Here is a 14,528-nt window from a genome sequence, read left to right on the forward strand (position 1 = left end):
TCTGCAGGACCTGTTGCGCTGCTGGACCGGCACCTGCACCACCTGCGGTCGACCCCTACCGACCAACAGAACCAGAACCTAACGAAGCACTACTAGGCCGGGTCCGGGTCCCCCGAGACCGGCGTGCGGGCCAGCAGGACCGCCACGTCGTCACCCGCGACCCCGGTCAGCAGGCGTCCGAGGATGCCGTCGCAGACCTCCTCCAGCGGCCTCTCCAGGTCGCGCAGCGCCCGCGACAGCTGGAGCATGCCCTGGTCCAGGTCCCGGTCCCGGCTCTCGATCAGGCCGTCGGTGTACAGCACCAGCACGCTGCCGGGCGGCAGTTGGACGCGCTGGGTGCGGAAGTCCTGGCCGCCGGTGCCGAGCGGCGTCCCCGGCGGACCGTCCAGGAAGGTCACCGCGCCGCCCGGCAGGGCCACGGCGGGCGGCGGGTGGCCGGCCCGCGCGATCACGCACTCCCCGGTCGCCGGGTCGTGGACTGCGTACACGCAGGTGGCCATCTCGTCCTCGCCCAGATCGGCCACCACCGCGTCCAGGGACCTGAGCATCCGTTCCGGCGGGATGTCGTGCCGGGCCAGGGTGCGCACCGCCGTGCGGAGCTGCCCCATCACGGCGGCCGCGTGGATGCCGTGGCCCATCACGTCGCCGATGACCAGTCCGGTCCGGCCGCCGGGCAGGCCGATCACGTCGTACCAGTCGCCGCCCACGTCGTGGTCGCTGGCGGGCAGGTAGCGGCCGGTGAGCTCCAGGCCGGTCACCTCGGGCAGGGCGCTGTTGGTGAGGCTGCGCTGGAGGGTCAGCGCGGCCTCGCGCTGGCTCATGTACATCCGGGCGTTGTCGATGTTGAGTGCCGCCCGCGCCACCAGCTCGTCCAGCAGGACGTAGTCCTGCTCGTCGAACGGCTCGCGCTCCACCACCCGGGTCACGGTCACCGCCCCCAGCACCCGGCCCCGCGCCACCAGGGGGATCAGCCGGGCCGCGCCGATCCGCTCCATCAGGTAGTTCCGCAGCTCGTCGGCGCGCGGGTCCTTGATCAGCGCCCGTACGTCGGCCCGGAACAGGTTGATGGGCCGGCCCTCGGTGATGCCCTCCTCGTAGACCGAGCCGAGGGGGATCTGGAAGGTCTGGCCGGCCGCCAGCTTCGCGGTGGGCGCCGCGGGGTCGGGGAAGGACACCGCGAGGCGGCGCAGCAGGCCGCGGGTGGCGCCGGCGTCGTCCGGATCGAGCACGGAGGCCAGCAGCAGCACGTCCGCGGAGTCGGCCAGCCGCGGCACCAGCACCTGGACCACCTCCTCGGCGGTCTGGCGCAGGTCCAGCGTGGTGCCGATCCGGGTGCCCGCCTCGGCGAGCAGGGCGAAGCGGTGCCGGGCCCGCTCGGCCTCGACCAGTGCGCGCTGGCCCTCGGTGATGTCGATCAGGGAGGCGATCACGCCGAGCCGGCGTCCGGCACCGTCGACCAGCGGCGCGTACGAGCAGGACCAGGTCCGGTCCTGGTCGGGGTCGGCCGCCGTGCGCCCGGTGCGCCGGGCGTCGACCACGGCCTCGCCCCGGTCCAGGGCGCGCTGCATCATCGCCTCCAGGGCGGCCGCGTTCACCCCGGGCACCACCTCGGTCAGCCGGCGCCCGAGGTGCTCCACGGCGGGGACGCCGTTCATCCGCGCGAGCGCGTCGTTGACCCGCAGGAACCGCAGGTCGGGGCCGAGTGTGGCCAGGCCGATGGGGGACTGGGTGAACAGGCTCTCCAGCGCGGCCAGTGAGTCCCGCATGCGCAGGACCTCGGAGGTCTCCACGGCGATCAGCAGGGCGCCGGGACGGCCCCCGCGGTCCACGGCCGGGACGATCCACATCTCCATGGTCACGGGGTGGCCGTCGCGGTGGCGCACGGACAGGGTGCCGACCACGGTCTCGCCCGCGTGCACGCGGCGCGTCAGCTCCTGGGCGAGCTGCCAGTTGCCCTCCGGTACGAGCACCTCCGCGGCGGGCCGCCCCAGCACCTCCTCGGGGCGGTGTCCGAGCAGGTCCTGGGCCGCCAGGGACCACTCCGCCACCCGCCCCTCGGCGTCCTCCCGCCACAGGGCGATGGGCAGCAGCTCGCGGAGCACGCCCGCGTAGCCGACCGCTGTCAGGGGCTGCTCCGGCACCTCACTCGTCGACCGGTAAGTGTCCAATGCATCGACCTAACGCCGGAGGCGCACATCTCTCGAATCACCCTAGCCGAGCCGCGCTCGCGGGGCCCCGCGAGCGCGGCGGGCGGTCAGGTGGCGTGCCGCATCGGGGTGAGCTGCTCGATGTCGTACCGGATCCGCAGGTCCGCGATGGCCTCGTGGTCCATGGGTCCGGGGGAATTGAGGATGGCGAACAGCTCCTCGAAGTACCGCTCGTGGTCCGGCGGCGGCGAGGCCTGGAAGAACATCCGGGCCGGGGTGTCCGAGCGGTTGGCGAACGCGTGCGGGCAGCCCGGCGGCACGACGATGACGGTGCCCTCGCCGGCCCGCACGGGCCGCCGGCCGTCGGCCGAGTCCCAGGTCCGCCAGTCGGTGGACGTGCGCACCCGGGGTTCGAAGGCCATCACCTCCAGCTCGCCGTCGAGGATGTAGAAGAACTCCTCGCTGTTGGTGTGCACGTGGGCGCCCACGTCGAAGCCGGGCGGCACCACGACCTCGAAGCACGAGGCCACGTTCGAGTGCTCCCCGGTGACCTTGAAGGTGACCTCCTGCACGGCCGAACGCAGGTTCCGGCCGTGCCCGGGGGGCACCAGCAGCCCGGTCACCAGACCACCGGTAGGGCCTCGGGGCCCCGGATCAGTGCTCCGGGACGCCAGCGCAGCTCGTCCTCCGGCACGGCCAGTCGGAGCCCGGGGAAGCGCTCCAGCAGGGCGGAGACGATCAGCTCCTGCTCCAGCCGGGCCAGCATCGCGCCCGGGCAGAAGTGCGGCCCGTAGCCGAAGGCCACGTGCGGGTTCGGGGTGCGGTCCAGGACCAGCTCCTCCGGCCGCTCGAAGACCTCCGGGTCCCGGTTGGCGGCCAGGTAGGACACGTACACCGCCTCCCCGGCCCTGACCGGCTGGCCGGCCAGCACCAGGTCCTCGGTGGCGATCCGGGAGAGGCCCACGGAATTGCGGTGCGGGATGTAGCGGAGCATCTCGTCGACGGCCGTCGGCCGCAGCTCGGGCTCCGCCCGCAGCCGGTCCCAGACCCCGGGCCGGCTCAGCAGGATGTACACCATGTTGCCGGTGTTGTTGGTGACGGCCTCGCCGCCGATCTGGAGCAGCAGGGCGAGCCCCACGGCCTCCGTCTCGGTGACCTCGCCCGCGGCGACCGCCGCCGCCAGGAGCGCGATGACGCCCTCCCGCGGGGTGTCGCCCGGCTCCCGCACCAGCCGTTCGAAGTAGTCGCACATGCTCCGTTTGGCCGCCTCGCTCGCCTCGGCGCCCGCGGTCGAGGACAGGATGAGCGCGGTCCACTCGTGGACCATCGCCCGGTCCCGCTCGGCCACGCCCATCAGCTCGCACACCACGGCGAGCGGGAAGGGGGCCAGCAGCCGCTCGGTGAGGTCGGCCGGCGGTCCGTCCGCGAGGATGCCGTCCACCAGCTCGTCGAGCATCTCCTGGGCGCGCGTGCGCAGGGCCTCCACACCCCGGGTGGTGAAGGCGGGCGCGATGGCCCTGCGCAGCCGCGTGTGGTCGGGCGGGTCGGCGAAGCCGACCGCCCCCTCGGCGGGGATGAAGTGCGGGGCCAGCCGGGTGACGTCGGCCGCGACGACCGCCCTCCGGCTGAACCGGGGGTCGTTGGTCACCATCCGCACGTCCTCGTAGCGGGTGACCAGCCAGGCCCAGCCGCTGCCGTTGGGCAGCTGGATCCGGGTGATCGGCCCCTCGCGCATCAGCTCCGCCAGCACCGGGTCGAAGTCGACCCCGGCCAGGTGCTGCGCGGGCCACGAGCGCAACGGCACGGGCCCGGTCGGGGGAGCGGTCGCCTCCAGCATGTGTTCAGTTCCTTTGCGCTGCGAAGGTCGGGTCGGGGATCTGCCAGCGGCCCAGCGAGATCTCGGCCGTGATGCCCGGGCCGAAGCCCGCCATCAGACCGCGGGCCTGGTGCGCGGCGCCGCCCTCGTCGAACAGGCGGCGCAGGGCGTCCAGGACCACCGCGCTGGCGATGTTGCCGTACTCGGTGAGCGTGGCCCGGCTGAAGCGGAACGCCTCCGGGGCGACGCCGAGGTACTTGCTCAGGTCGTCCAGGATCCGCGGCCCGCCGGCGTGGATGATGTAGAAGTCCAGGTCGGCGGCGTCCCACCCGTGCAGGCCCGCGAGTTCCTGCAGGGCCGGAGCCAGTGGCTCCATGGTCCCAGGCACCCGCTTGTCCAGCTTGAAGTGGAAGCCCGTCGAGCGGACGTCGTACGCGATCCAGTCCTCGGTGTGCGGCACCAGGTGGGAGCCGTTGCGCTCCAGCCGGATGCCGTGACCGCCCTCGCCGCGCACCACCGCCGCGGCGAGACCGTCCCCGAACAGGCCGTTGGAGAGCAGGTTCCCGACCGTCAGGTCCGTCGGCTGGTAGCACAGCGAGCAGAACTCGCAGGCCACGATCAGGGCGTTGGACCCCGGGTACGCCGTGCAGAAGTCGTGCGCCCGGTTGATCGCGGCCCCGCCGGCCGCACACCCCAACTGGGCGATCGGCACCTGCCGGGTGTCGGTCCTGAAGCCCATCTCGTTGATCAGCCACGCGGTCAGCGAGGGCATCATGAAGCCCGTGCAGGACACGTAGATGATCACGTCGATGTCGGCGGGTTCGAGTTCCGCGGCGCTCAGCGCCTCGCGGATGACCGCCGGAACCCTCGCCTTGGCCTGCACCTCGTAGAGGGCGTTGCGCTCGTCCAGCCCCGGGTGGCGGAGGGTCTCCTCGATCGGCTGGAGGATGTGCCGTTTCTCCACACCGGTGTTGCGGATCAGCCGCAGGGCCAGTTCCAGCTGCGGGTGGTCCTTGTGGACCTCCCGGGCCAGTTCGAGGGTCTGCTCCATGGTGATCACGTGCTCGGGCACGGACACCGCAGGTCTACACAGAGTGGCCATGGGGGTGCCTTTCTCTTGCTCCTCCCCACAGGCTCACCGACCTTCCGCAATCCCGCTCGTTGGAGAACTCCCCCCGGAGCGGGGGCGATCCGCCGGTGCACCCGGCTGGCTCAGCCGGACGGGTGGGGTGCCGCCCGCGGTGGAATGCTCGAAGGCGCTCACCGCTCGTAACTGCAACCGTGGGAGCCCCACCCCATGACGACTTCCGAGACCGTCGACGGCGCCGTCGGCGAGAACGCGCACTTCTGGCCGCTGGAGGACCTCCAGGCGCTGGACTTCGACCCCTTCCTGAGCCGTCTGATGCGCGAGGAGCCGATCGCGCGCATCAGGCTTCCGTACGGCGACGGGGACGCGTGGCTGGTCACCCGCTACGCGGACGTCAAGCTCGTGACCACCGACCCCAGGTTCAGCCGGAAGGCCCTGGTCGAGCGCGCGGTCACCAGCTCCTCGCCGCACGCCATCGCCTCCAAGCACGCCGCGCTCAACTACGCCGACCCGCCGGAGGTCAACCGCATGCGCCGGGTCGTGGCCCGGGCCTTCACCGGCCGCAGCATGCAGCGCCTCCAGCCCCTGGCCCAGCGGACCGCGGACCGGCTGCTGGACGCCATGGAGCAGCACGGCTCGCCCGCCGACCTGGTGGAACACCTGCACGGCCCGTTCCCCCTGGCGGTGGTCGCGGACCTGCTCGGCATCCCCGAGGAGAACCGCGCGGAGATGACCGGCTGGGCCAACCTGATCATGTCCCCCGGGCCGGCCCCCGAGAGCAGCAAGAAGGCCATGGCCACCGTGCGCGCCGCCATCGTCGACCTGCTCGAACAGCGCCGCGCCCACCCCACCGACGAGGACCTCGCGGGCGTCCTGGCCCACGCCACGCAGACGGGTGAACTGCGCGAGCAGGAAGCCGTGTCCCTGGCCACCGCCATCCTGGTGAGCGGCGCCCACGCGGTGCGCAACAACAGCGCCAACATGGTGTACGTCCTGCTCACCCGTCCGGAGCAGATGGCCCGGCTGCGCGCCGACCGGGAGCTGATCCCGCAGGCCGTCGACGAGCTGATCCGCTGGATCCCGCACCGCAGCGGCGTCGGCATCCCCCGCATCGCCGTCGCGGACGTGGAGGTCGGCGGCGTGCTCATCCGGGAGGGCGAGGCCGTCTACACCTCGTTCCTCGCGGCCAACCGCGACCCGGCCGTCTTCGAGGACCCCGACACCCTCGACTTCGACCGGGGCCCCAGCGCCCACATGTCGTTCGGCAACGGCCCCCACCACTGCGTGGGTTCGATGCTGGCGCGCATGGAGTCGGAGCTCATGCTGGCCACGCTGCTCGACCGGTACCCGCGCCTCGCCCTGGCCGTACCGCCCGAGCGGCTCGAATGGCAGGAGGGCGCCCTGATCCGGGGGCCCAAGGCCCTGCCGGTGACCTGGTGATACCCGACGGCGACGCGCACGTACGCGTCGTACGCGGGACACCCAGCGAGGCGGAGCTCGCCGCCCTGCTGCTGGCGCTGACCCTGCTCGCCCGCTCACGCGAGGCGTCCCGGCACCACCACCGGGGCGCCCGCGCCCACCACACCCCCCGGGCACGCTGGGACACCCCGCTGAGCGCCCCCTTCCACCCCTGCCACTCCTGGCGCTCCCGCCCCCACCACTGAGCCGCGGCACGGGCCCGGTCCGGTCTTTCGGAGTACGAGCTTCCGTTTCCCCGGTGTGCCTCCCCCGACCGGCCGGGCCTGACGGTCCACACTGACCGGGCCCCACACCCCCCACGTACGGGAGTAACCGTGCCGCGTCAGCATCGCGCGATCCGCACCACCCTGCCCGCCCTGGCCGCCTGCGTCGTCGTCACGGCGGCGCTCGCGGCCTCCCCGGCCCAGGCTGCCGCCGCCCTGCCCGCCCACTGGTGTTACGTCAACGGAGTCGAGGCGCCCCCCGGGAACGTCAACGGCACCTCCGGCCCGGACACCATCATGTGCGAGGGCGACGTCGAGAACGTCATCATCTGGGGCGGCGCAGGCAACGACAACATCCGCATCAAGGGCCTCCTCGTCGACGGCTCGCTGCTCGGCGGCGAGGGCGACGACACCCTCCAGGTGAACAACCTCTACCCCCGCAAGGGCGACTCCATGGTCCGCGGCGGCGCGGGCAACGACACCATCATCACCGCCCTCGTGGTGGGCACCGCCGAGCACGGCGCCACCGTCCACGGCGACCACGGCGACGACAAGATCACCACCGGCAGCGTGCTCGGCCAGCCGGGCGAGTACCAGCGCGGCGGCGGCCAGGTCCACGGCAACGACGGCGCCGACGTCATCCGCACCGGCAACGTCGACCTCGGCGGCCGCGTGCTCGGCGGCAGCGAGGACGACGTCATCGAGCCCAAGTCGGTCGGCGCCGAGTCCGCGGGCATCGTCCAGGGCGGCCCCGGCAAGGACACCATCCGCGGCGTCGCCGACACCGTCCTCACCATCGGCCCCGGCTACGGCCAGCTGGAGGGCGGACCCGGCGCCGACACCTGCAAGTTCGCCCACGCCTCGACCGGTGAGCGCATCCGCAGCTCAGTCGCCGGCTGCCCCTGAGGCGGTGCGGCCCCGTCCGGGGCCGGAGGCGACTCCGGCCCCGGCGGGCCCCCGCCCCGGGCCGCCCGGCCCGTGCCCCTTCGGACGCATCACCAGACCGGCCGGCAGCAGCCACCAGACGGCGGCCGCCCCGAGGACGAAGATCCCGGCGGCCACCGCGTACCCCGTGTGGTACCCCGCCACCGCGGCCTCGGCCGCCAGTTCGCCGGTGGCCGGCCGGCCCCGCAGGAACGCCGCCGCGGAACCGGCGGCGAGCGTGCTCATCAGCGCCGTGCCCACCGAGCCGCCCACCTGCCGCATCGTGTTGACCGCTGCGGAACCCACCCCGGCGTCCCGCGGCTCGATCCCTGCGGTCCCCAGGTTCATCGAGGCCGACATGATCAGCCCCATCCCGAGCCCCATCACCACCAGCGGCGGCACGATCCGCGTCAGGTAGGGGCTGTCCACCTCCAGATGGGTCATGCCGGCCAGCCCCGTCGCGGCCAGCAGCATCCCCACCGGGATCCGCGGCCGGGCGCCCAGCCGGGTGAACACGCCCCGGTTGCTCCCCAGCGCGCTCAGCAGGATCGACACGGACATCGGCATGAAGGCCAGGCCGGTCCGCGCGGGCCCGTACCCGCGGATCTCCTGCAGGTAGTACGTGAGGAACAGGAACACCCCGAACATCCCCACCCCGGTGGCGAACACCGACAGCAGCGCCGCCCCGCGCACCCGGTCCAGCACCACCCGCGGCGGCAGCAGCGGGTGCGCCGCACGGCGCTGCCAGGCGGCGAACGCCCCCAGCAGCAGCACCCCGGCAGCCATCAGCAGCAGCGTGCGCGGCGCCGTCCAGCCGCCGGAGCCCGCCCGGCCCAGCCCCTCGACCAGGCAGAACACCCCGCACGAGGCCAGCGCGGCGCCCCGCAGGTCGAGCACGGGACGCGGTCCGGGCGGCCGGTGCCGGAGCAGCAGCAGACCGCCGGCGACACCGGCGGCGGCCAGGGGCAGGTTCACGTACAGGGTGGAGCGCCAGCTCAGGTGCTCGGTGAGGACGCCGCCCAGCAGCAGCCCCACCGCGCCCCCCGACCCGGCCAGGGCCCCGAACACCCCGAAGGCCCGGCCGCGCTCCGCGGGTTCGGTGAACGTGGTGGTCAGCAGGGCCAGCGCGGCGGGGGCGAGCAGCGCGGCGAACACGCCCTGGAGCGCCCGGGCGGTGACCAGGACCCCGAACCCGCCGGCCGCCCCGCCCAGCGCGGAGGCGAGGGCGAAGCCGCACAGGCCGGTGAGGAAGGCCCGCCGGTGCCCGAAGAGGTCCGCGAGCCGGCCGCCCAGGAGCAGCAGGCTGCCGAAGGCCATGGCGTACGCGGTGACCACCCAGGGGCGCTGGGCGTCGGAGAAGCCGAGGCCGGCCTGCGCGGAGGGCAGGGCGATGTTCACGATGGTCGCGTCCAGGACGACCATCAGCTGGCCGAGTCCGATCACCGCCAGGATCCACCAGCGGCGGGGGTCGGCGGGCGGTGCGTCGGAGCGGGCCGGGGGAGGGGGGCCGGGCCGCAGGGGATGAGTCGCCATGGACATACTCCACAGCGCCCCGTCCCCGCGGCCCGGCCGCCACGCCACGATGCCGCCGTACGGACGAACGGACGTACGGACCGGGCGGTGCGTCCGCTACGGCTTGGGCAGCACGCAGCCGGGGCGGTTGAGGTCGAAGACGTTGCCGGGGCCGACACAGGCGACGATGGTGTACGTCTGCTGGGCGTAGTTGATGCCCTGGCGGACCGTCACGTTGCCGTTCTGGTCGATCTCGCACGGGTTGTTCACCGTGCAGCTCTGGCCGTCCTCGTTGCCGGTGTTGTTGACGGCCACGACCTTGCCGGTGGTGGTGTCGACGACCGGGGAGCCGGAGGTGCCGCCGATGGTGTTGCAGGAGGAGGTGTAGCGGACCGAGTCCTTCCAGGTCCACTCGCCTTCCTTCATGCGGTACACGAAGCCGTCGACGTTGCAGCTGTAGATGCGCTTCCAGTACCCCGACACCACCTTGATCGCGGTGCCCTGGACCGGGTGGGCGTCGTTGAGCGTGAGCGGGCTGATCCCGTACTGGCTCTGGATCTGCGCGTAGGTCCTGGTCAGCTGGTAGACGGAGATGTCCGTGTCGGTCATCGTCGCGTACGCGATCTTGCTGGCGCGGACGGTGCCGGCCCGGGCGCCGGACGCGGTGAGCAGCGTGAAGGAACGGTTCGACGCCCGGTCCTTGACGACCTCGCCGGCGGCCGGGAAGCCGGTCTCCAGACAGTGGCCGTTGGACAGGACGAGCGCGGGGTCGCCGGGCAGCGAGGACGGCATGCGCACGAGGGATCCGGAGCAGTTGCTGAGCGCGACGGTGCCCGCGAAGTTGACCGCGACGGCCGCCGCCGCGGTGTCCCGGGCCGCCGGGGCGGCCGCCGACGCGCCGGCGCGGGTGGCCGCGTCCGCAGGCGCCGAGGCCACGGCCGGTGCCGCCGCCGCTCCCGTGAGGAGCAGGGCGAGCAGGGCACTGGCGAGAGGCTTCTTCATGTGGGGGTTCCCCTCTGATGTCAGGCCAACCGGAGGTCCTCCGATTGTCATGTGCATTGTTGGGGCGCGTGTGCTCAACGAGCAAGACCGCCTGCGGAGTTGACGCCGCACGCGGCAGAGCGGCAGGACCTCCGGGCGGCGGGGAGGGGATCTCGTGCGGGGTGGGTGGGTGGGTGGTCAGGGTTCGTGGGTGGCGCGGCGGGCTGCCATGCGGCGGGCGACCGTGCGGCGGCGGTGGAAGAAGGCGCCCAGCAGCAGGGCCGCGCCGCCCGCCGTCGCGGGCCAGGCCAGGCCCCCTGATTCCTCGTCACCCGGTGTGCCGGACGCGGCGGGCGGCCCCGCGGCTCCCGTGTCGCCGGGCGCGTCGGCCGGGTCCGGCAGGCGCTCCACCGCCCCGCGGGCGCGCGGAGCCGCCGCGAAGCCCCAGTCGAGCAGGGCGCGGCTCTCCTCGTACACGGCGTTGGAGCGGTTGCTCCTCGGCCGCAGGAGGGTGACCAGTACCGTGCGGCCGCCCCGGCGGGCGGCGGAGACCAGCGTGTTCCCGGCCCGGCTGGTGTAGCCGTTCTTGACCCCGATCAGACCGGGGTACGGGGCCACGCCGTGGGAGCCGACGAGCAGCCGGTTGGTGTTGCGGATGCCGAATGAGCGGGGGCCGCCGGCGGCGGGGAAGCGCGCGGCCGTCGTGGCCGCGTACGTCCGGAAGTCGGCGTTCCGCAGCCCCGCGCGGGCGAAGAGCGTGAGGTCGTACGCCGACGAGGTCTGCCCCGGCGCGTCGTACCCGTCCGGGGACCTCACGACCGTCTCGCGGGCGCCGAGCCGCTCGGCGGTGGTCTGCATCTCGCGGATCGTGTGCCGCCAGCCGCCGTTGAGCCCGGCCAGGGTGCGCACCGCGTCGTTGCCCGAGCTGAGGAAGACCCCGCGCCAGAGGTCGGCCACCGTGTACGTGTGCCCCTCCTTGACGCCCACCAGGCTGCTGCCGGGTGCCACGCCGGCCAGGTCCCCGGACGAGACGGTGTGCGCGAGGTCGCCGCGCAGCCGCGGCAGGACGGTGACGGCGAAGAGGGTCTTGAGCGTGCTCGCCGGCGGCAGCGGGCGGTGGGCCTCCCGGGCGGCCAGCACCGCGCCGCTCTCCGCGTCCGTGACCATCCACGCCGCCGCCGACACCCGGGGCGGCGCGGGCACCCCCGCGGCCGTGCGGACGGCGGGGTCGGGGGCGGCCGGCGCGGAGGGCGCGGCGCAGAGCAGGACCGCGCACGAGAGGGAAAGGGCCATCCCCCCGCGCGCTCTGACGGTGTACCAGAGACCGATCGCCATGACCACACGCTAGGAACTGCCCGGTGGCCGCGCTCGCCGGGCTACGCCACCCGGAGGCCTCCCCGGTCCGTCAGGCCGCCGCCGGTACGACGGCCACCGGGCAGTGCGCGTGCAGCAGTGCCGCGTTCGTCACCGACCCCACGAGCAGGGAGTCGGCGCGGAGCCGGGAGCGGTGCCGGCCGACGACCAGCAGCGCGGCCGTCTCCGACTGGCCCACCAGCTGACCGGCCGCGTCGCCCGGTCCGACCAGCGTGTCCAGCACGACCTGCGGGTACCGCCGGGAGAACGGGTCCAGCCGCTCGTGCTGGGCCCGTTCGATCTCGCGGAGCAGCGGCGCGGTGTCCTCGGGCAGGCCGGCCATCGGGGCACCGAGCAGGGGCAGCGGCGCGACCGGGTCCCGGAAGGCGGTCAGCGCGGTCAGGGCGTGGGCACCGGCCACGGCCTGCCGGAAGGCGAAGTCGATGACCTCGTCCGGGGTCTCGGTGGGTTCGAGGCCGAGGAGGACCCGGTGTGATCCGGCCGCTCCGGGATCCTCCGCCGCAGCGCCCTCCGCCGCGGCGGACCCCGGCGGGGCCACGCGGGCCGTGTGGGGGACGACGACCACGGGGCAGGGCGCGGTAGCGGTGCAGGCCCGGCTGGTGGAGCCGAGGAGGAGGCTGGTGAAGCCGCCCCGGCCGCGGGAGCCGAGCACCAGCATCCCGGCCCCTTCCGCGGCCCTGTTGAGGGCCCCCGGCACCTCGCCGCCGAGGCTTTCGAACCGGACCCGGGGGAGCCCTTCGCGGCCCTGGAGGGAGAGCCGGACGTGCGCCGTGACGGGGTCCGGGGTCTCCGGGGGTTCGCCGACGACGGCCGTGCGGCGCGCCTGCCAGACCTGCGCGTGGTCCGGCAGCACGTGCGCGACGACCACCTCGGAGCCCGTGGCGGCGCCGGTCGCGAGGGCCCACTCCAGGGCCTTGAGGCTGTGCTCGGAACCGTCCACCGCGGCAATGATCTGACCCTGTTTCATACCATTTTCGGTCATTGGCTCAGCATGGCACTGGTCCTTGGGGTGTGGGGTGACGGGCGTGCCGCGCGGGCGTGCCGTAGGGGCCTGCGGCAGGGCGTGCCGTACGGGCGTCGTGCAGAGGTGGGCCGTGGGGGTGACCGGTGCCGGCGGGGGAGTGGCGGGCGGACCGGTCGCGGCGCGGGGCGCGGAGGATGGCGGCATGTTCGTGGACGACGTGGACGACGTGGACGGCACGGCCGACGTGGGCGGACGGCCGTGAGCGCCGGGTCCGGCGGCCACTCGGGCACGCCCCTGGCCGGGAAGCTCGGCATCAGGGCCGGTGACGTGGTGCACCTGCGCCACGGGCCGGCCGACTGGCCGTTGCCCGGGCTGCCCGAGGGGAGCCGGGTGGCCGCCGGGGCCACCCGGGGCGCGGCCGTCACCGTCGCCTTCTACCGCGAGTTCGCCACCCTGGCCGCCGAGGCGGAGGCGCTGGTACGGGACCTGGACGACGCGGCGATGCTGTGGATCGCGTGGCCCCGCCGGGCCGCCGGTCACGGGAGCGACGTCACCGAGAACGGGCTGCGGGAGCTGTTCCTGCCGCTCGGCGTCGTCGACGTCAAGGTGGCGGCCCTGGGGGAGGACTGGTCGGGGCTGAAGTTCGTGCGGCGCAAGGAGAACCGGCGGGGCTGAGGGGCGGCCGGCTCGGGGGGAACCCCTGGGGAGACCCCAGGGTGGGGTCAGGGCCGGGTCAGGGTGATCACGGATGAGCAACGGGGCTGGTCGGGGCCACAGTTGGTGTGTGAAGAACCGCGCGGACCGGCCCGGAGGGGCGGACCGCACCGCACCCCGAACCTGGAGCCCATGATGACCGCTCGTCCCCGCAGCAGCACCCGCACGGCCCCGACCGCCCTGCCGGCCACCCGCACGACCGCCCTGACGGCCACCGCCTCGGCCGCCGGCCCGGCCACGGCCCGGCGCCGGGTCCCCGTCGGCCGGTTCGCCGTGGCCGGCCTCGCCTGCGCCACGCTGGCGCTGGGCCTGAGCACCACGGGCGCCCTGGCCGGCAGCGGGCCCTCGGCCCCGGTCCGGGGGACGCTGTCGTCAGGACCCGGCGACACGCCGCTGAGGTCCTTACTGGCCCGGCTCCCCGACGACGTCACGGATGCCGCCGTGGTGCGGGTGTCCGGCGAGGGCCCGGGGGCCGCCGCCTTCACGGGCGCGGCCGGTCCGGTGGCCGGGGACGCCCGTTTCCCCGTCGGCAGCGTCACGAAGGTCTTCACGGACACGCTGGTGCTCCGGCTGACCGCCGAGCAGGGCATCGGCATCGACCAGCCGGTGCGGTGGTACCTCCCGGACCTGGTTCCCGCCGCGTACGACGGGGTGACGATCCGCCGGCTGCTGGACCACACCAGCGACCTGCCCCGGGCGGCCCGGGTGCGGCTCGGGCCCGAGGCGCTGGTACGGGCCTCCTTCGCGCGGGACGCGGCGGGCCGGTCCGGCCGCATACCGGCACCCGGCACGGCCCAGCAGTACAACGGCCTGAACAGCTTCCTCGCCGGCCTCCTGGTGGAGCGGCTGGCCGGCCGCCCGTACGCCGAGGTGCTGGCCGACCGGATCCTGACGCCCCTGGGGCTGACCCGGACCGGCATGTCGGCGCAGCGGGACGTGGCCTGGGCCTGGGCGGAAGGGGGCCTGGAGTCGACCACCGCCGACCTGGACCGCTTCCTGTCCGCACTGCTCGGCGGGGAACTGCTGCCCCCGGCGGCGCAGCGGCACCTCTTCGAGATACCGGACGTGCCGGGGGCTGCGGGGAACACCAGCTGTCCGGACCGGACCGCGTGCTTCAGCGCGGGCGGGCTGATGCGGGTGCGGCTGTCGGACGGCAGCCGGGTCTGGGGCAAGACCGGCTCCCTCGGCGGCTGGACCAGCGGGGTGTTCGCCTCGGCGGAGCATCCGCGGCCGGCGGCCTACGCGCTGCGTCCGGATGCCCAGGCCGGTCCCGAGGCCCAGCGGGACCGGGTCGTCGCCCTCGTGGACGCCGCGCTCTGACCCGCCG

At 74.3% G+C, this 14,528-nt stretch carries 14 protein-coding genes; 6 read left to right on the plus strand and 8 right to left on the minus strand.

The features are described 5' to 3' along the window. Positions 1-92: 92 nt before the first annotated feature. From ACIQUR_RS27780 to ACIQUR_RS27795, 4 genes are all read right to left on the minus strand, one after another. On the minus strand, positions 93-2,168 hold the full coding sequence (locus ACIQUR_RS27780; protein WP_403669703.1) for a SpoIIE family protein phosphatase: 2,076 nt from the start codon (positions 2,166-2,168) through the stop codon (positions 93-95). Between the two features lie 86 nt (positions 2,169-2,254). Next, positions 2,255-2,770, minus strand: a complete 516-nt coding sequence (locus tag ACIQUR_RS27785) for a cupin domain-containing protein (protein WP_403669706.1) — start codon at positions 2,768-2,770, stop codon at positions 2,255-2,257. Continuing rightward, on the minus strand, positions 2,767-3,984 hold the full coding sequence (locus tag ACIQUR_RS27790; protein ID WP_403669709.1) for a cytochrome P450: 1,218 nt from the start codon (positions 3,982-3,984) through the stop codon (positions 2,767-2,769). The genes ACIQUR_RS27785 and ACIQUR_RS27790 overlap by 4 nt, the downstream gene beginning before the upstream one ends. Positions 3,985-3,988: 4 nt before the next feature. Beyond that, positions 3,989-5,065, minus strand: coding sequence for a type III polyketide synthase (locus ACIQUR_RS27795; protein ID WP_403669712.1), 1,077 nt, complete (start codon positions 5,063-5,065; stop codon positions 3,989-3,991). A gap of 195 nt (positions 5,066-5,260) precedes the next feature. Here ACIQUR_RS27795 and ACIQUR_RS27800 point away from each other — a divergent pair, with 195 nt between their 5' ends. The 3 genes from ACIQUR_RS27800 to ACIQUR_RS27810 all read left to right on the plus strand — a co-directional run bounded on the left by ACIQUR_RS27800 (position 5,261) and on the right by ACIQUR_RS27810 (position 7,638). Further along, on the plus strand, positions 5,261-6,490 hold the full coding sequence (locus ACIQUR_RS27800; protein WP_403669715.1) for a cytochrome P450: 1,230 nt from the start codon (positions 5,261-5,263) through the stop codon (positions 6,488-6,490). Next, positions 6,487-6,714 (plus strand): acyl-CoA carboxylase epsilon subunit, encoded by a 228-nt coding sequence (locus ACIQUR_RS27805; RefSeq protein ID WP_403669717.1) that lies wholly within the window; start codon positions 6,487-6,489, stop codon positions 6,712-6,714. Before ACIQUR_RS27800 ends, ACIQUR_RS27805 begins: the two co-directional genes overlap by 4 nt. A 129-nt stretch (positions 6,715-6,843) precedes the next feature. Then, a complete protein-coding gene (locus ACIQUR_RS27810) occupies positions 6,844-7,638 on the plus strand; it encodes a hypothetical protein (protein ID WP_403669720.1) in 795 nt (264 codons plus the stop codon). Here the strand turns inward: ACIQUR_RS27810 and ACIQUR_RS27815 are convergent. From ACIQUR_RS27815 to ACIQUR_RS27830, 4 genes are all read right to left on the minus strand, one after another. Next, positions 7,618-9,195 carry a DHA2 family efflux MFS transporter permease subunit gene (locus ACIQUR_RS27815; RefSeq protein WP_403669723.1) on the minus strand — a complete coding sequence of 526 codons (1,578 nt, stop codon included), beginning with the start codon at positions 9,193-9,195 and terminating at the stop codon, positions 7,618-7,620. The genes ACIQUR_RS27810 and ACIQUR_RS27815 overlap by 21 nt on opposite strands. Before the next feature lie 90 nt (positions 9,196-9,285). Then, positions 9,286-10,170: a serine protease gene (locus ACIQUR_RS27820; RefSeq protein ID WP_403669727.1), complete on the minus strand. Its 885-nt coding sequence runs from the start codon at positions 10,168-10,170 to the stop codon at positions 9,286-9,288. Positions 10,171-10,347: 177 nt separating this feature from the next. Then, the gene (locus tag ACIQUR_RS27825; RefSeq protein ID WP_403669729.1) at positions 10,348-11,484 is read right to left on the minus strand and encodes a D-alanyl-D-alanine carboxypeptidase family protein; all 1,137 of its coding nucleotides are present in this window, start codon (positions 11,482-11,484) and stop codon (positions 10,348-10,350) included. A 70-nt stretch (positions 11,485-11,554) separates the two neighbouring features. Next, positions 11,555-12,463, minus strand: a complete 909-nt coding sequence (locus ACIQUR_RS27830; RefSeq protein WP_403669732.1) for a universal stress protein — start codon at positions 12,461-12,463, stop codon at positions 11,555-11,557. A gap of 160 nt (positions 12,464-12,623) precedes the next feature. Between ACIQUR_RS27830 and ACIQUR_RS27835 the strand changes: the two genes are divergently transcribed. The 3 genes from ACIQUR_RS27835 to ACIQUR_RS27845 all read left to right on the plus strand — a co-directional run bounded on the left by ACIQUR_RS27835 (position 12,624) and on the right by ACIQUR_RS27845 (position 14,521). Continuing rightward, positions 12,624-12,749, plus strand: coding sequence for a hypothetical protein (locus ACIQUR_RS27835; RefSeq protein WP_403669735.1), 126 nt, complete (start codon positions 12,624-12,626; stop codon positions 12,747-12,749). Continuing rightward, complete coding sequence (locus ACIQUR_RS27840) at positions 12,746-13,162, plus strand: DUF3052 domain-containing protein (RefSeq protein WP_403669738.1); 417 nt, start codon at positions 12,746-12,748, stop codon at positions 13,160-13,162. Before ACIQUR_RS27835 ends, ACIQUR_RS27840 begins: the two co-directional genes overlap by 4 nt. Before the next feature lie 171 nt (positions 13,163-13,333). After that, the gene (locus ACIQUR_RS27845) at positions 13,334-14,521 is read left to right on the plus strand and encodes a serine hydrolase domain-containing protein (protein WP_403669741.1); all 1,188 of its coding nucleotides are present in this window, start codon (positions 13,334-13,336) and stop codon (positions 14,519-14,521) included. Positions 14,522-14,528: the final 7 nt, after the last annotated feature.

This window comes from Streptomyces sp. NPDC101132 (assembly GCF_044759225.1).
In the GTDB taxonomy this organism is placed as follows: Bacteria; Actinomycetota; Actinomycetes; order Streptomycetales; family Streptomycetaceae; genus Streptomyces.